We start from the raw sequence: 17517 nt of genomic DNA on the forward strand, positions 1-17517 counted from the left end.
TTTTGTATAATTTTCAATTATAGAAAAAGAAATTTATTGTTCTTCTTCTACCCCATTTAATTTTAATAAGTTGATTGGATTCGGGTTTAAATTTTTAATATGATTTTGAACGAACCAGGCGGTTTGATCATAAAATAAAAATATAACTGGCGCCTCATCAATTAATATCTTATCCATTTCCTGATAATACTTTAATCGGTTATTTTCATCCGTTTCCTGAATCGCTTTTTCATAAAGTCTGTCATAAGCAAGATTCTTAAATCTTGTGTAATTTGGTGGTGCAGGGTTTTTGCTGTAGAACACAGTAAGAAATGATTCTTCATCTGGATAATCAGCAATCCAGGATGCCCTGAATATCTGATATTCTGAAAGTCTCATTTTTTCTCTTAATGTAGCTGTTTCAGCCAGTTCAATTCGAACAGGTATTCCAACTTCTTCCCATTGCTTTGCGACATAGGTAATTAAATCCACATAATCCTTATTAGTATGTATGACCAATTCAGGAAAATTCTTTTTATTGGAATAACCTGCTTCATTTAGTAACCGTTTAGCCTTTTCCGGATCGTATTGAAAACCTATGACTACTTTAGGGTCATAAGAAGGCAATCCCTTTGGAATAAATCCGCTGGTTGCAGGTGTACCAATACCAAATTTTAATAATTGAATCATGGACTTACGATCAATGGCATAATTCAAAGCTTGCCGCACTCGTTTGTCCGAAAGTGGATGATTTTTATTAATTAGCTCAAAATTAAAACCTAGGTATTCCGTATTTAAAAAATCGCCTTTTAATAATTGCAATTTACTTTTAGTATCATCTCGAAGATTGCCTGTTTTATCTACCAATTGAAATGCATAAGCAGATTGTAATCCTGAAAAAAAATCAATTTCATTTTTAAGAAATTCCAGATAGGCCGTATTTCGATCTTCCATAAAACTAATCCGAATGCCATTTAATTTAAATGAATCCGATTCAAAATAGCCAGGATTTGAAGCCATAAACAATCCCTTTCGATCCAACCATTTAATTAATCGAAAGGGGCCGGTTCCAACAGGATTTTTATATAAATTCTTTCCATAATACGATTGGGCTTCTGGTGGAATAACACTGCAATATTGCATTGTGAGCAACTTAAGAAATGGTGCAAACGGTGATTTCAATCGAATCGACAAGATGCTATCGTTGATTGCTTCAATTCCTTGTATGGTATCTAATTTGTCTTTAAATATCCATGATCCCGGAGAACTTAAATTTGGGTCCAATAATCTATTGAAACTAAAGACTACATCAAATGCAGTTACCTGTCTGTTTACTCTATTCTTAAAACAACTATCTTCAATAAAAAAAACATCTTGCCTTAAGGTAAATAAATAATGGAGACCGTCATCAGAAATTTTCCATGATTTTGCTAATTCAGGTTTTAATTTCATGGAATCATCCAAATCTACCAATTGGTTAAACAAGTGATCCACGGCCCAAATGTTGTTTTGTGTTTTAGCGAAAGCCGGATCCAGTGAGTTTATGTAATTTACTTGATTGTAATGAAAAACAGCCGTCGCTATTTTTTTTGATTGTTGTTCACAAGCAACGAATGATAGAAATACCAGAAAAATGCCTACTTTAAAATGCACTGAATTCTTCAATAAATTTTTCAAGCCTGTTTGCATTTTTTGGATTTTCATCCCAAAGATCCAATACTTTAACTATACTTGGGAAATAAACAAATCCAGGATATATTACCATCTTTAAATACCTGCAAACAGCCATAAAATGATCAATTCCCCGGACATTGCCATTAATTCCATCTGAGACACCAATAAAAGCTGCTTTCTTAAACTTATAGCTTTCTGCTGCTTTTCGGATACTAAATGTATCAATCCACCATTTCAAAAAACCTGGAAAACTGCCATTGTATTCAGGAATGACAAAAATGAATTTTTCAGAAGGAATTAATATGGAATCCTGAAAATTAACCAATTCAGAGTCATTTTCAAGAGATTTATAAGGAGCTTGTTTTGATAATAATTCAGTAAAGTCTTCCAAATTAACAAAACGGTGCTCCACATGCATTTTTGTCATAATCCCGCATAATTTTTTACTTATTTCTAACGTGGCACTTCCTTTTCGGTTGGTTCCTGAAATCACTAAAATGGACATAATTAGATTAACGAGTGTGCAATACAATAGTTCATGAATTTAAAATCCCTGATAATTTGACGTAGGTTTGCGGAAACTTCCTAAAATGAAAATTCACTATTACGGCCATTCCTGTTTTTTAATTGAAGTCAAAGGGAAAAAACTCTTGTTTGATCCTTTTATTGCAGGCAATCCATTGGCTAAAGACATTGATATTCAAGAGATTAAGCCTGATTACATTTTTTTAAGCCATGGGCACGGAGATCATATTGGGGATGCCATTGCAATTGGCCTTTCATCAAATGCTGCTGTAATAGGGACTTTCGAGGTTGTTTCATGGTTAGAAAATCAAGGTTTAAGAGGATATCACATGAATACGGGCGGGAAGCGAAATTTTGATTTTGGAACCGTCAAAATGGTAAACGCCATTCATTCCAGTATGTTGCCAGATGGCACTTATGGGGCCAATCCTGCTGGATTTGTTGTTTATGATACTGAATATTGTTTTTATTTTGCAGGGGATACGGCACTTACACTTGATATGAAATTAATTCCAATGATGTGTCCACCGCTTGAATTTGCAATCCTGCCAATCGGTGATAATTTTACAATGGGTTACGAAGATGCAGTTTTAGCTGCAGAATTTTTACAGTGTGATAAAATCATAGGTTGTCATTTTGATTCTTTTCCAGTAATTGCAATAAATCATGAAAAAGCAATCCAGGCTTTTGCTGTAAAAAATAAAAAATTAGTATTGCCCGCTATCAATCAACCGGTTCAAATTTAAGATGGGAAAAGTCATTGCGATCGCAAACCAAAAAGGAGGTGTTGGAAAAACAACAACTACTATTAATCTGGCTTCTTGCATTGCCATATTAGAAAAAAGAGTTTTGATTGTTGATGCAGATCCTCAAGCAAACAGCAGTTCTGGAACTGGAGTGGATGCTGAACAATCTAACCTCAGTCTTTATGAATGCATGATCAATGATTTGGATCCTCACCAGGCTATTGTAGAAACAGATACCCCTAATTTGTTTTTATTGCCGAGTAATATTGATTTGGTAGGTGCGGATATTGAGTTGGTTAATATGACAAATAGAGAGCGTGTATTAAAACACGTAATCGACCAGGTAAAAGATGAATATGATTTTATATTTATTGATTGCTTGCCTTCTCTGGGATTGTTGACAATTAATGCATTGACTGCAGCGGATTCAGTAATTATCCCTGTCCAATGCGAATTATTTGCATTAGAAGGACTTTCAAAAATAAAAAATACGATTGAATTGGTAAAAGGCGCATTGAATCCGGAATTGCAAATTGAAGGTGTCTTATTAAGTATGTATGATAAGCGTTTGCGACTTTCAACCATGGTAATTCAGAATATCCGGGAAAATATTCATCTACCGGTATTTGAAACGATCATTCATAGAAATTCAAAAATCTCTGAAGCTCCTTTAGTTAAAAAACCGGTTGTATTGTATGATGCCAACAGTAAAGGAAGTCACAACTTTTTAAATCTGGCAGATGAATTCATGAGAAAAAATCAGCAATAAATGAGTCAGAAAAATGAATTAGGCAAAGGCCTTCGCGCTTTGTTATCAAATATTAACTCTGATCAGGGTCAAAAAACGGCAACACCTGCAAGTACGGCTATTAATACAATTAATATAATTCCAATAGATCAAATTGTAGTCAATAAGCAACAGCCACGCCATGTATTTGAAGAAGATCTCATTAAAGAGCTTGCAGATTCCATTAAGACTTACGGACTGATTCAACCGCTTACCGTTCGAAAAATTAATGTCAACGAATATCAGATTATAAGTGGTGAACGAAGATTCAGAGCTTCTCAACTTGCTGGATTAAAAGAACTGCCAGTTTATATTCGTACAGCCAATGATAATGAAATGTTGGAACTGGCTTTGGTCGAAAATATACAGCGGGAAGATTTAAATCCAATTGAAATTGGAATTTCTTATCAACGATTATCTGATGAATGTGGTTATACCCAAGAACAATTATCAGAACGTATTGGGAAGAAACGCAGTACAATTAGTAATTATGTTAGGCTTTTGAAGCTTCCATTGGATATTCAATCAGCATTGAAAAACAAAACATTGTCCATGGGGCATGCACGGGTGATTGCTGGTGTAGATGATTTGATTGTTCAAATGCAATTATTTAAAGACATTCAATCAAAAGATCTTTCTGTAAGAGAAACGGAGCGAGCAATACAATCGTTTGCAAAAACAAATGCAAGGAGACCGGTAAAAGCTCCCGTTAGCAATAGTAATGCACAAATTAAAACTTTGGAAGATCGTTTAAGTGCTAAGTTTGGATATAAAGTTCAAATCAAACGGAATGCTACCGGAGATGGCCAAATAATAATAAAATTTAAAGACGATCGTCAACTAAATGATTTGTTAGATCGAATGGAAGAATAAATTTTAGATGAAGTATTTAATCATTTTCTTTACAGTCATTGGAAGTGTTTGTAGTGCACAGGAATCAGCAGATAGTTTGTCTAAGGTTCAGGAAAAATCTCCGGGTGTTTTTTCTGTATTGTTTAAGGGTAAACCAGGGAAAGCCCTGGCGTATTCGCTTATGTTACCAGGTGCAGGTCAGGTATATAATAAACGAATCTGGAAGGTCCCAATAATTTATGCTGGGTTTGGTGCTTTAGCATATGCGGTTTCATTTAATACAAAGCAATATCGACGTTTTAATGATGCATATATTATGCGAGTTGATTCAATGGAGGCATCACTGGATGAATTTCAAGGCATACTCAGCTTATCCGGTATAAATAGTTATCGTCAATTTTATGATAAAAATTTGCAATTGAGTTATATTGGGATTGGAATCCTGTATTTATTGACGGGAATTGAGGCATTTGTAGACCGTCATTTGCAAGAATTTGATATTTCAAAAGATTTAAGTTTCAAATACCAATTGGATCCATTCAAAGGACAAGGTCAGGTTAGTATAATTTGGGCACTTAAATGATTACATCCAGCCTAATAATTTAGCAAATTTCAGCATTTCAGCTTGATTGCTGAGTTTAAGTTTACCAGTTAGGATCGCCATCATCGGATTTAATTCTCCTTTAAATACTTTTTTTAAATCTGCAGCTTGAGCCTTGATTGTACAAGAAGCAGTGCCAACTAATCCGGATTGACTGATCATTTTACCATTTTCAACGATTACGGAGACCTGACCTCCCCCTTCGCCTTCCAGATCAAAATGAAAACAGGTATTCATTCCTTCCAATGCAAGCGCATTTACTTTGTTAGGTAAATTCATTAAAAAATCAAAGGTTTCCATCGTTTAATTTAAATTGTTTAAAATCAGATTATTACTAGAATTTACATCGAGCATTTTATTTTCAGGATCAATTTGGATAGATTTTATTGATTCAATCGATGCGTCAATGGTAAACTCATAATATGGATTTACCCAACTCCATTCTTTTAGTTGGACAACATTCATGTTTCCTTCAAAGGGCTTTGTACCCAACATTAAATTGAGTGGTATATAATACAAGGTGTTTGAAGCAGATTTGAACTCTACCCTAACTTCAATGGGCATTGGAAAAAGACCAATTCGCTTCAACCTACAAATTGTTTTAGAATCTTTCACATAAAGGCTGTCAATTGAATAATCCATTGTTTTAGTTGAATAAACATAGTATTCTTTAAACCAATCTAATTCCATTCCAGAAACTTTTTCCATTTCTCTAAAAAAATCATTTGGATTTGGGTGACGAAATCTCCACCGCCAATAATAATTAAGCATGCCTTGTCTGAATGCAGTTTCGCCAATAATATATTTTAATTCAACAAGACAAAGGGCTCCTTTGTTATAGGACTCCTGTCCATATGCTGTATTTGTGCTGTAATGGTCTGCATGGGTGCTTAAACTTTCTTCCCTACCCGAATTTATAAAATCAATGTAGTTGTGAATTGTTTCGCGATGAGGATCAGCTACAAATTGGCCAGGAATAAGATTTAATTTCTTAAGGTGATTTATAACTTCTTCTTCAGCAAACGATGCGAACCCTTCATCCATCCAGGGATAAAGACTTTCATTTGTTGCCAACATCATTTGATACCAACTGTGCATCAATTCATGAATTGATACCCCAACTAAACTTATCAGCGGTCTGTTTCCTGTAATTAATGTGGCCATCGGATATTCCATGCCGCCATCTCCTCCCTGAATAAATGAATAACCGGAATATGCATAGGGGCCAAAATTCGTTTCAATAAATTGCAATGCGGAATCAATAATAACGGGTAAAGCAGACCATGCATCTTTTGTTTTATCATTTTCCTGATATAAAAAATGAAGTTTGCAGTTATTCTTTCTCGTATAAATTTTATGTGTATAATCTCGGTCAGCTGCCCAGACAAAATCATGTACATTTTCAGCTATAAAATGCCATGTTTTTGAATTTCCTTTTGATTCATCTGAAGAATATCCGCAACCAACATTCTCAGGATTTTGTAATAAACCGGTTGCTCCGATACAAAATTCAGAATCCATTTTAATGGTAACATCAAATCGTCCCCAGGGGCCATAAAACTCTCGAGCCACATAAGGTGGTGTGTGCCACCCTTGTTCATCATAATTGCACAATTTTGGATACCATTGTGCCATTGAATAATCAATGCCTTCCTTATTGTTTCTGCCAGATCTTCGAATTTGTACGGGAACCTGTGATTTAAATTCGATTTCAATTGTAGCAGAATCTAAGGGATAAATTGGTTTGTTCAATTCGACTTGAAGTATCGTTCCATGAATACTGAACTTTAATTTTTTGTTTTCTTGCTGTACGCATTTAATGTCATGATATCCTATTTCATCAGAAGTTAAAGATGCAATTCGTTTTCCAATTCTTGGATCGGGATCAATAATGTTCCGTGACCTGATATCCATGTCGCTACCGGGTTGAAATGCATTAAAATATAAATGGTAGTATAGTCTGGTCAGTGTGTCAGGACTGTTATTGTATAAAGTGAGATATTGATTCCCTTTTAATTGATGATTTTCAGAATCTAATTCTACAGACATTGTGTAATTTACCTGCTGTTGCCAGCGATACGATTGTCCATTGCCCAATTCACTTACTATCAATAAAGCTATCAATAAAACAAATTTCATATGATTTAAATTAAAGTATTAGGAGGAGAAATCCATTTCATTTTATAAAAAATAATTACAAACAATAAGAGAATTATAATATATTCAGTTAATCCCAGAGGAACATTTATTCTATCTATAATAAATAGGGATTCTGTTTTTAGTGCGGAGGCATTATAATTTACAAAAACTGCTGCGAAAAAATTATTGGCAGCATGAATGCCTATTGGGATTTCAAGTCCATTGCCTAGGATTGCAAATGCACCTAAAAATACTGCGGCTATAAAATAAATTAAAAACATTGGGATAAAACCGTATTCAGTAAATTCCGGGTTGCTAATATGCAGACTAGCAAAAAGCAAACTGCTAATCACCAATGCAACAACTGGCTTTGTTTTTTTCCAACTTGAAAGTGCTTGAAGTATATAGCCTCTAAGAATTATTTCTTCTGCAGCTGATTGTAATATCAACAGACTAACAGCAACAAGCAAAAGAGCAATAAAATTTAAAATATCAAATTGAAAAGAATACTTTTGGTTAAAAAAGAAGTAATTGATTAGTTCAGCTAAGGAATTTAGGATTAAAAAAATCACAAAGGTCACCAGTGCTCTTTTGAAACCGAATTTATTAGTTGAGGTAATAAAACTTATAATAGGTCTTTTGTGTATATAAGAAGAAAGAAGGAGAAATAATACAAGCACATAGCTAAACGAACTTAACTGAATGGCTAAAATGACATTTCTGTTTTGAATTTTAGAAAATATTACGTCTAAAGGAATAAACAAAGCGCTTAAGCTTAAGCAAATCAATATTAATCCAGTAAAGCTCATTAAATAGAATACTGGCTGGAATCGTCCCGCCCGCCCTAAAAGTAGAAATGAATTATCCTGGGTATTCATAGCAGACCACAAAAATAACCAATTCATGTCTTGTATTGATTAAGGGTTTTGTATTTTTACCGTATGAATGCTCGTTTTACAAACCATCCTTTAAACCTATACTTAGGCCTGGCTTTGATTTTGATTATCAGCAGGTTAGTACCCCATCCCCCAAATTTTACTGCAGCAACAGCTGCAATTGTATTTGCGGCGGTAAGTTTGAGAAGCTGGATGTCCCTGTTTGTCATCCTTCTTTCATACTGGATTGCTGATTTGGTAATAAATAATTTCATGTATTCAGCGAGTTCATTCCAATGGATTACTCCAGGCTTTTATTGGATCGCCATTCCAATTTTGGTCTCCTTTGCAATTATTAGATTTAGCAATTCTAAGAATATGGACCCATTGGCCATTTTTAAGAATTCATTTGGGGCATCCGTTCTTTTTTTTATAATTAGTAATTTGGGTGTTTGGCTGCACTCTGTAAATTATTCAAAAGATCTCAATGGCCTTTCTGTTTGTTATATTAATGCTATTCCGTTTTTTGGCAATGAATTGGCAGGAACATTATTTTACACCAGTCTTATTTATTGCATTTATTGGTTGACAAATTCTGATAAACACCTTGCAACTAAAACCGCCTGATACAGAAAGCAGTTTAAAAGAAGGCATTGATTTTTATATAGATCAGGGTAATTTCGTTTTTACAGCGACGTATTTATTAAAACGCAATCATTGTTGTGGTTCGGGTTGCCGGCATTGTCCTTATGAAAATCCAAAAAAGCCAGAATAATTTAATGCGTTCTAATAAATTCCAAACGATGTGAAGCCAGTGAATGGTTTAATTTGGACCCGTTGTATACTTGTTTCCCATTAACAAAAGTCGATAATATTTTACCCTTTAATTCAATTCCTTCAAAGGGCGACCAAGCACATTTATATAGCAAATCATCTTTTTTTACGTGGTAGTTTTCATTAGGATTTATCAGCACTAAATCCGCATAATATCCTTCTCTTAAATATCCTCGGTCTTTTATCTGAAAGCAAATCGCAGGGTTGTGGGCCATTTTCTCTACAATAAATGGTAAATCCCAATGGGTGCGTTCGGCTAATTTCAGCATGATTGAAAGACTGTGTTGAGCAAGAGGTAATCCCGACGGAGCCTGAAGATAGGTTCCTTGCTTTTCTTCCCATGTATGAGGGGCGTGATCTGTAGCTACTACATCAATTTGTGAATTTATTAATGCGTTTGCAATGGCTTTTGAATCTTCAAATTCCTTAATTGCAGGATTGCATTTTATTAAGTTTCCCAATTCATTATAATGATTAGCATTAAAATACATATGATGTACACAGGCTTCTGCCGTAATTCTTTTATCTTCCAGCTTCATTGCGGAATCAAACAAAAGGCATTCTTCCTTTGTAGAAATATGTAAAATATGCAAGCGAGTGTTGTGTTTCTTAGCCAGTTCGATAGCAAATGAACTGGAGTTTAAACATGCTTGTCTATTTCGGATATTAGGATGTTCTGTTACTGGTATTAAATCTCCATATTTGTCTTTAGCCAACTTTAAATTAGCCTGAATGATGGCCTCATCCTCACAATGGGTAGCAATTAATACGGGAGCATTTTTAAATAAATTTTCCAAAACCTTTACGTTGTCAACAAGCATATTTCCGGTTGACGAGCCCATAAACACTTTAATGCCACATACTTTGTTATAATTTACTCGTAAAACTTCCTCCAGATTATCGTTTGATACACCCATAAAGAAAGAGTAATTGGCAAAAGAATGCTCCTTTGCAATTTGGTATTTGTCTTCCAAAAGTTCTTTAGTCAATGCATTCGGTATGGTATTAGGCATTTCCATGAAACTGGTGATGCCACCTGCAACTGCCGCTGCTGATTCCGTGGCAATCGTTGCCTTATGTGTTAAGCCAGGTTCTCTAAAATGAACTTGATCATCAATGCAACCCGGTATTAAAAATTGCCCTTTGGCATCTAAAACAGTTGCATCAGGTTGTGAGATATCTCTGTCAATTCGTTCAATACGTTCACCATGAATTAGCAGGTCTTTTGCCTCAATTTTGCCCTCATTGACCAGTTGGGCGTTCTTTATTATTAATTTATTCATAATTATCCTAATAGTTCGTCAAAATTGACCCGATGTATTCAAAGCTTTCCGAATTTCGCTAAAATTTTTTCATGGATTTCATTCCATCTCAATTTAAGATTGGCATTTTAGGAGCCGGGCAACTTGGCAAAATGCTTGCTCAAGAGGCATCTAAGCTCGATTTAAACATCCATTTTCTGGATAAAGATAAAAGTTTCCCCGCGGCTAAAGTATGTCCAAATTTTACAGAAGGTGATTTTACAAACTACGATGATGTTCTGAATTTTGGTCGTCAGATGCAAGTAGTAAGTATTGAAATTGAACATGTAAATACAAAGGCTCTCCATCAACTGCAATCAGAGGGTATTCAGGTATTCCCTCAAGCACCGTTATTGGATTTGATTAAGGATAAAGGCTTGCAGAAATTATTTTACAAAGAACACCATTTTCCTACAGCACCATTTCAGCTTTTTCAAAGTAAATCTGCTTTACTTGAAGCAATATCTGATTCAAAGATCAACTTTCCGTTTGTAGTTAAATCCAGGACCGGTGGTTATGATGGTCGTGGCGTTGTAATTATTCATTCAAGCACGGATTTAGATTTAATATTAAATGAACCTTGCCTCGTTGAAGAATTGGCTCCAATTGAAAAGGAGCTAAGTGTTATTGCCGTTAGAAATCAAGATGGATCCTGCATGATTTACCCAACGGTTTCAATGGATTTTCATCCCTCAGCCAATTTGGTTGAATTCTTAATCTGTCCAGCAACCATCCCGACAGAAATTGAAGCCAATGCCAAAGCATTGGCAAAACGATTGGTCGATCAGCTTGGAATTGTAGGTTTGCTTGCAATTGAAATGTTTTATTTAACCGATGGGACTATCTGGATTAATGAAATAGCACCTCGCCCTCATAACAGTGGTCATCACACACTTGATAATGGTGCAACAAGTCAATTTGAAAATCATCTCAGAGCCTTGTGTGGATTGCCTTTGGGAGAAACCAATTATAAAGAAATTGCCGTAATGATTAATATACTGGGTGAAGATCCTTATACAGGTCAAGCCATTTATCATAATTTAGATCAAGTTCTGGCTATACCGGGTGTACATGTACATCTATATGGAAAAACAGAAACCAGGCCCTTTAGAAAAATGGGCCATGTGACCATAACTGGAAATGATCTGGAATCTTGCCTTGAAAAGGCTAATTTTGTAAAACAATATTTTAAAGTGATAGCATGAAAAAAGCCTTGGAAGTAGGAATTATTATGGGTTCAGACAGTGATCTGATGATTATGAAAGAAGCCGCTAAAATTTTTGACCAATTTGGGGTCAGTTATGAAGTTAGAATTGTTTCTGCACATAGAACACCTGAACATATGATGGAATATGCAAAAACAGCTTTAAGCAGGGGTTTAAAATTAATCATTGCTGGTGCAGGTGGTGCCGCACATCTCCCGGGTATGATAGCATCTTCAACCACCCTGCCTGTAATTGGGGTACCAATAAAATCCAGTAATTCATTGGATGGATGGGATTCGATATTATCTATCTTGCAAATGCCCAATGGGGTTCCTGTAGCCACAGTGGCATTAAACGCTGCTCAAAATGCGGGTTTATTGGCTTGTAGCATTTTAGCCATTTCTAATTCAGAATTAAGGGATAATCTTGCAGTTTACAAAGAGAATATGATCGATATGGTTCTGGGCAAAGACCAGGCTGTCAATGAACGGTTTCGCTAAAAGAAACTGCGAATAATTGTTCTGAATTCATTGGGAATTAGGCTGGCTCCGCCTACCAGGACCCCATCAATAGCTGACATTTGGGCTAAATCCATGGCGTTGGAAGCTTTGACACTGCCTCCATATATAATTCGAATTTGAAGTGCATGCTCATTTCCCCATTGTCCTTGTATCCAACCGCGAATCTGTTGATGCATATGCTGAGCTTGTATAGGACTGGCCGTTAAACCGGTTCCAATAGCCCAAATGGGTTCATAGGCAATGACCATTTTATTTAGATCAATTTGGGAAATGGAATCCAGGTCGGTTTGTAATTGATTCAATACATAATTCCATTCTTCACCTGATGTTCTTTGGGTCAATGGTTCACCACAACAATAAATAACAGACAAGCCTGAATCTAATGCCATCCGTATTCTTTGTTTAATGCTTTCCGGAGCATCCAATCCCCTGCGTTCGCTATGCCCAATAATTACATAATCACAGCCCAGATCAACCAGCATGCTAGCTGAAACTTCGCCAGTATAGGCCCCTTTATCAGCAAAATGGCAGTTTTGAGCACCTAATTTTATGCCTGATGCCCTTATAGAAGCCAATCGATCTAAATGAGTGAAAGGTGCACAAATAGCGATTTCAATGGCTTCATTAATTAGTCCTTCTGTTAAATCAATGGCCAAAGGCAAGGCCTCTGTTGGCTTCCCATACATTTTCCAATTAGCGGCCACAAGGGGTCTCCTTATTTGTGATACCATATTCAAATTTAATAATTCTTTAAAATCAGGCCTTTTATTAGTACTATTTTAGCGTTTCAATATCTTGCAGGCTTTCCTTTATGAATGAACCAATACATACCGTAAATTTTGAATATATCGACCGCGATATCAGTTGGTTAGATTTCAATTACAGGGTTTTACAAGAAGCCAAAGATAAATCCGTCCCGCTTTTAGAACGTTTAAAATTTTTAGCAATTTATTCATCCAATTTGGGTGAATTTTTCAGAATTCGAGTGGCTCACCACAGGAATTTAAAAAAATTAGGTAAAAACACTAAGAGCCAATTGGACTATAACCCCAGTAAATTGCTTAAACAACTCTATTTAATCGCTAATAAACAATTGAATGAGTTTAATGACATATTTGAAAATCAGATAATTCCGGATCTTCGAAAACACAACATTTACCTTCTATCTCAATTAGAAATTACCAAAGCCCAAGAGCAATTTCTGGATGTGTATTTTAAAGAAAACCTGCTGCCCTTTGTTCAGCCTGTATTATTAGTTGGAAATAAAGTAAAACCGTTTCTTAATAATTCAGAATTGTATTTAACAATCATGCTTGAGGATAAAGATGCGGAAATTAAAAATCACCAGTTTGGAATCGTTAAAATTCCTTCAGATCATTTACCTCGATTTATTGAATTGCCATCTGAAAAAGGGAGACACGATATTATTTTATTAGACGAAATCGTACGTTATTCCTTAAAATGGTTGTTTCCAGGTTTTCATGTTATTAATTCATATTCAATTAAAATCACTAGGGACGCCGAACTCTATATTGAAGATGAATTTAGCGGGGACTTGATGGATAAAATTAAAAAAAGTCTGATCAAAAGAAATATAGGTCCGGCATCCCGTATGGCGTATGATGATGCCATGCCAAAGGAAATGCTGGATTATTTTCTACAGCTGCTTGAAATTCAAAAGGGAGATTTAACACCCGAAGGACGCTATCATAATAATTTTGATTTTATTCATTTTCCGGATTTTGGTAAAAGAGAATTAAAAAATAAATCGCTAAAAGCCATTGAATACAAGCCTCTTTCAGATGCAGACACCCTGTTTGAGAATATAAGTCGCAACGAACATTTATTGTGCTTCCCTTATCATAATTACGAGCCGGTAATTTCATTTTTTGAACAAGCAGCGAAGGATCCGGATGTAACCCAGATTAAAATTACCCAATATCGGGTTGCAAAGAAATCCCGAATTATGGATGCGCTGAAATTGGCTGCATCTGAAGGTAAAAGTGTATTTATATTTATCGAAGTTAAAGCTCGATTTGATGAAGCTGCTAATCTGGCTTGGGGTGAAGAAATGGAAAAGCAAGGGATTAAAGTCCGATATAGTTTTCCAGGTTTAAAAGTTCATGCCAAGATGGCCATGGTTTCAAGAAAGGAAAACGATGATATTCAACAATATGTATACCTGTCAACGGGTAATTTTCATGAACAGACTGCGAAAATATATGTTGATTACGGATTTTTTACAAAAGATGAAGCTATCACAGCAGAGGTAAATCGATTGTTTGGATTTTTAGAACATATCAAATTACCGAGTTTACCATTTAATCATTTGTTGATCGGTCAATTTAATTTGAATGATGAAATTCATCAACTGATTGCATTCGAAAAAAGTCAGGCACTTGAAGGAAAAAAAGCACGTATTTTATTGAAGTTAAATAGTCTTCAGGATACTGAAATGATAAATTTGTTGTACGAGGCCTCATTAGCTGGCGTACATGTACAATTGATAATCAGGGGAATTTGTTGCATATTAATTGGGAAGAACGGATTAAGCGAGAATATTGAAGGGATCAGCATTGTGGATCGTTATTTAGAGCACAGCCGCATCTATTATTTTTATCACGGTGGTGAGGAAAAGATCTTTTTGTCTTCTGCCGATTGGATGGTTCGTAATCTACATTTTCGCATTGAAACTGCGTTTCCAATTTACAATAAGGAAATGAAACAAATTATATTGGATAATATTAATTTCCAGCTGATGGATAATGTAAAAGCCAGGTCTTTAAATTATAATTTTATAAATCGGTATTTCAAAACAGATTCAAAGAAAAAGTTCCAATCCCAAATTGAAACCTACAAATATTTTAAAATGAAAAACGGAATTTAAGTATTTAATTACCGGAACTAGCCCATTTTAAATTTGAGTTTACTATGATTTTCAGCACCATGAACTTGTATAGAATTGGGTATATTTAATAGATATTTATTTGATAAATTATAAAAACAGTATTTGATCGAATTGAAATACCTATTGTCTTGATTTGCAAACCACAGCTTAAATAATTAAGGAATTATGAAAAATAAAATTGTATTGTATTATGTTCCTTTTCCTTCAGAAAAATCAGCTAATAAAATTGGCAATTATTTATTAGTTAATGAATTCGCCGTATGCATTCAAACTTTTAAGGTTATTTCAAATTATATCTGGAATGAAAAATTAACCAAAGGAATAGAATACATTGCGATCATTAAAACCAATAAACAAAACGAAAAATCCGTTTATCAGTATATTGCTTCAAATCATCCGTACGAAGTTCCCTGTATTATAAAATTAAATGGGCGTGTAAATAAAAAATATGCTTTCTGGATGAATGGATTAATTAATTAATTAATCATCATCTTCTGTAGAACCTACCGTTTTATTCATCATATAGGTTTTTAAAAATTCATCTATATATCCGTCCAAAACAAGATCTGTTTGACTGGTTTGGTATCCGGTCCGGTGATCTTTTACTCTTCGATCATCTAGTACGTACGAGCGAATTTGCGAACCCCATTCATTTTTCATTTTAGTGGATTCTACTTTAGACTTTTCTTGAAACTGACGTTCAAGTTCTCGCTCATAAAGTCTGGATTTTAATAATTGCAATGCTTTTTCACGATTCTGGTGTTGAGAGCGTTCTTGCTGACATTCTACTACCAAACCGGAAGGTAAGTGTCTAACCCTCACAGCAGACTCAGTTTTATTAACATGCTGCCCGCCGGCACCACTTGAACGAAAAGTATCCCAATCCAGATCAGCAGTATTGATTGTAACTTCAATTCGATCGTCAATCAGTGGATGAACAAATATTGAAGAAAAGGAAGTCATGCGCTTGCCCTGCGAATTAAAAGGACTAACGCGTACTAAACGATGGACTCCGTTTTCTCCTTTCAACATGCCGTAGGCATAATCACCGTTTATTTCAATTTCTGCTGTTTTAATTCCAGCTACATCGCCTGCCTGATAATTAATTGTACTTACTTTGAATCCATTGCGCTCACCCCACATTTGATACATGCGTAAAAGCATGGCTGACCAATCACAGGATTCTGTACCTCCAGCACCGGCATTGATTTCTATGATACAAGATAATTCATCTTCTTGTTTGTTGAGAGTAGATCGAAATTCAAGATCATCGATGTATGCAATGCAGTCAGCATATTTTGAATCTAATTCCTCTTCTGTAGCTTCTCCTGCATCAAAAAATTCAAGCAAAACTTCCAGATCGTCCATTAAATTCTGTGCTTTATTAAAGGACTCCATCCAATTTTTGGCAGTTTTGATCTCTTTCATAATCAATTCTGCACGTTGGGCATGGCTCCAAAATTCAGGATCCATGGTTTGTTGTTCTTTATCTTCTAGTTCGAGCTTCTTTTTATCGATGTCAAAGAAACCTCCTTAGCTCACTGAGCCTTTTCTTTAAATCCTTCAGTTGATCAACGGTCATGATTAGAATTTAATTTTAATAAAAAATGAGGAATTCCGTTTTAGTTGGAATTCCTCATTTATAATTTAATGAAATATTATTGATTGACTTTACCAACCTCAATATAAAACATAAGGTCAGCATTTTCTGGAATTACTGGAGGAGAACCTTGTGCTCCATATCCCAAAGCAGAAGGAATAAATAAAGTAGCTTTTGTTCCTTCTGTTAAACTTGCAACACCTTCATCCCAACCTTTGATTACCTGACCTGCACCTAATCCGAAAACAAATTCTTGTCCGCGTGACCAGGAATCATCAAAATGTTTGCCGTCCATCAGCATTCCATAATAATTTACACTTACTCGTTTGCCATTTTCAGCTTTTGGGCCGGTACCTTCTTCGTGTACATAATATTTTAAACCAGATGGAAGGGTTACCATTTTATCATCTAATTTTTTAGCTTTATAATCAGCCAAAATTTGTTTAGCTTTTTCGGCAATTTCATCAGCTTTACCTTTTGAAGCTAAAGCTTTCTCTTCATTTGCTTTTTTATCGGCTTCCATATCTGCATTGTATTCAGCTTCATTTTTAATGTCAACTAAAACAACATGGAAATCCAGCATTTCGATTCCAGGAATGCCAATGGATTTTTTCATATTATCATCCAAAACCTGTGATACAATAATGCTGTCGCCTTTAGACATTAAATGCAATGCATCTGTAATTGGTTGAGCATTTTTAATGTCGGTTTTTTCAATTTTTGGTAATTTAAATTTAATTACCGGTGTCTGCATGTTAGAAGCAAATATTAATGAATCTTTACTTTTAACATAGTAACGGAAATATACATAATCCCCTTCTTTTGCTAAGTCTCCTGCTTCATCTTTAAGCATGGAAACCTCAAAACCATTTAAGGATTTTTTCTTTGCAGAACCTCCTTTACAGGCATTAAATAACAATGCTGAAGTGACTGCAATCATTAAGAATAATACAAATAATTTTTTCATGGA

At 35.0% G+C, this 17517-nt stretch carries 19 protein-coding genes; 10 read left to right on the forward strand and 9 right to left on the reverse strand.

The genetic code is table 11. From position 1 onward, the window contains the following. Nucleotides 1–33: 33 nt before the first annotated feature. Together IPJ80_13235 and IPJ80_13240 are read right to left on the reverse strand one after the other, a co-directional pair. The gene (locus tag IPJ80_13235; GenBank protein ID MBK7914447.1) at nt 34–1668 is read right to left on the reverse strand and encodes an ABC transporter substrate-binding protein; all 1635 of its coding nucleotides are present in this window, start codon (nt 1666–1668) and stop codon (nt 34–36) included. After that, the gene (locus tag IPJ80_13240) at nt 1622–2158 is read right to left on the reverse strand and encodes an NAD(P)H-dependent oxidoreductase (GenBank protein ID MBK7914448.1); all 537 of its coding nucleotides are present in this window, start codon (nt 2156–2158) and stop codon (nt 1622–1624) included. Before IPJ80_13240 ends, IPJ80_13235 begins: the two co-directional genes overlap by 47 nt. 85 nt (nt 2159–2243) lie before the next feature. On the opposite strand from IPJ80_13240, the gene IPJ80_13245 reads away from it, so the two are divergent. Genes IPJ80_13245 through IPJ80_13260 form a run of 4 tightly spaced genes read left to right on the forward strand, consistent with a single transcriptional unit; the run spans nt 2244 to nt 5146 of the window. Beyond that, nucleotides 2244–2924 carry a metal-dependent hydrolase gene (locus IPJ80_13245; GenBank protein MBK7914449.1) on the forward strand — a complete coding sequence of 227 codons (681 nt, stop codon included), beginning with the start codon at nt 2244–2246 and terminating at the stop codon, nt 2922–2924. Nucleotide 2925: 1 nt separating this feature from the next. After that, complete coding sequence (locus IPJ80_13250) at nt 2926–3693, forward strand: ParA family protein (protein MBK7914450.1); 768 nt, start codon at nt 2926–2928, stop codon at nt 3691–3693. Next, complete coding sequence (locus IPJ80_13255) at nt 3694–4584, forward strand: ParB/RepB/Spo0J family partition protein (GenBank protein ID MBK7914451.1); 891 nt, start codon at nt 3694–3696, stop codon at nt 4582–4584. It begins immediately after the preceding gene. 7 nt (nt 4585–4591) lie between these two features. Further along, nucleotides 4592–5146 carry a hypothetical protein gene (locus IPJ80_13260; GenBank protein ID MBK7914452.1) on the forward strand — a complete coding sequence of 185 codons (555 nt, stop codon included), beginning with the start codon at nt 4592–4594 and terminating at the stop codon, nt 5144–5146. Here IPJ80_13260 and IPJ80_13265 read toward each other — a convergent pair whose 3' ends face one another. From IPJ80_13265 to IPJ80_13275, 3 genes are read right to left on the reverse strand one after another with little or no spacing between them, the layout of a single operon-like run. Further along, nucleotides 5147–5464 carry an SCP2 sterol-binding domain-containing protein gene (locus tag IPJ80_13265; GenBank protein ID MBK7914453.1) on the reverse strand — a complete coding sequence of 106 codons (318 nt, stop codon included), beginning with the start codon at nt 5462–5464 and terminating at the stop codon, nt 5147–5149. A 3-nt stretch (nt 5465–5467) separates the two neighbouring features. Next, nucleotides 5468–7303 carry a M1 family metallopeptidase gene (locus tag IPJ80_13270; protein MBK7914454.1) on the reverse strand — a complete coding sequence of 612 codons (1836 nt, stop codon included), beginning with the start codon at nt 7301–7303 and terminating at the stop codon, nt 5468–5470. 5 nt (nt 7304–7308) lie between these two features. Beyond that, a complete protein-coding gene (locus tag IPJ80_13275) occupies nt 7309–8208 on the reverse strand; it encodes a CPBP family intramembrane metalloprotease (protein MBK7914455.1) in 900 nt (299 codons plus the stop codon). Between the two features lie 36 nt (nt 8209–8244). Between IPJ80_13275 and IPJ80_13280 the strand changes: the two genes are divergently transcribed. Next, a complete protein-coding gene (locus IPJ80_13280; protein ID MBK7914456.1) occupies nt 8245–8805 on the forward strand; it encodes a hypothetical protein in 561 nt (186 codons plus the stop codon). Beyond that, nucleotides 8786–8953, forward strand: a complete 168-nt coding sequence (locus IPJ80_13285) for a hypothetical protein (protein MBK7914457.1) — start codon at nt 8786–8788, stop codon at nt 8951–8953. Before IPJ80_13280 ends, IPJ80_13285 begins: the two co-directional genes overlap by 20 nt. Nucleotide 8954: 1 nt before the next feature. Here the strand turns inward: IPJ80_13285 and IPJ80_13290 are convergent, their stop codons facing one another. Beyond that, nucleotides 8955–10295, reverse strand: a complete 1341-nt coding sequence (locus tag IPJ80_13290) for a dihydroorotase (GenBank protein MBK7914458.1) — start codon at nt 10293–10295, stop codon at nt 8955–8957. Between the two features lie 71 nt (nt 10296–10366). Here IPJ80_13290 and IPJ80_13295 point away from each other — a divergent pair, with 71 nt between their 5' ends. Further along, nucleotides 10367–11518 carry a 5-(carboxyamino)imidazole ribonucleotide synthase gene (locus tag IPJ80_13295; protein MBK7914459.1) on the forward strand — a complete coding sequence of 384 codons (1152 nt, stop codon included), beginning with the start codon at nt 10367–10369 and terminating at the stop codon, nt 11516–11518. Next, nucleotides 11515–12018: a 5-(carboxyamino)imidazole ribonucleotide mutase gene (gene purE / locus IPJ80_13300; protein MBK7914460.1), complete on the forward strand. Its 504-nt coding sequence runs from the start codon at nt 11515–11517 to the stop codon at nt 12016–12018. The genes IPJ80_13295 and purE overlap by 4 nt, the downstream gene beginning before the upstream one ends. On the opposite strand, the gene IPJ80_13305 is transcribed toward purE, so the two are convergent. Next, nucleotides 12015–12770: a triose-phosphate isomerase gene (locus IPJ80_13305; GenBank protein ID MBK7914461.1), complete on the reverse strand. Its 756-nt coding sequence runs from the start codon at nt 12768–12770 to the stop codon at nt 12015–12017. The genes purE and IPJ80_13305 overlap by 4 nt on opposite strands. A gap of 80 nt (nt 12771–12850) precedes the next feature. On the opposite strand from IPJ80_13305, the gene ppk1 reads away from it, so the two are divergent. Further along, nucleotides 12851–14926, forward strand: a complete 2076-nt coding sequence (gene ppk1, locus IPJ80_13310; protein ID MBK7914462.1) for a polyphosphate kinase 1 — start codon at nt 12851–12853, stop codon at nt 14924–14926. Nucleotides 14927–15112: 186 nt separating this feature from the next. Beyond that, nucleotides 15113–15427 carry a divalent-cation tolerance protein CutA gene (locus tag IPJ80_13315; protein ID MBK7914463.1) on the forward strand — a complete coding sequence of 105 codons (315 nt, stop codon included), beginning with the start codon at nt 15113–15115 and terminating at the stop codon, nt 15425–15427. On the opposite strand, the gene prfB is transcribed toward IPJ80_13315, so the two are convergent. Both prfB and IPJ80_13325 read right to left on the reverse strand, forming a co-directional pair. Beyond that, a protein-coding gene (gene prfB / locus IPJ80_13320; GenBank protein ID MBK7914464.1) for a peptide chain release factor 2 occupies nt 15428–16529 on the reverse strand; the annotation gives its coding sequence in 2 pieces (ribosomal slippage) (nt 15428–16477 and nt 16479–16529; 1101 coding nt in all). Between the two features lie 76 nt (nt 16530–16605). Then, a complete protein-coding gene (locus IPJ80_13325; GenBank protein MBK7914465.1) occupies nt 16606–17514 on the reverse strand; it encodes an FKBP-type peptidyl-prolyl cis-trans isomerase in 909 nt (302 codons plus the stop codon). Nucleotides 17515–17517 lie beyond the last annotated feature (3 nt).

The sequence above is a fragment of the Saprospiraceae bacterium genome (assembly GCA_016714025.1).
GTDB lineage: Bacteria > Bacteroidota > Bacteroidia > Chitinophagales > Saprospiraceae > Vicinibacter.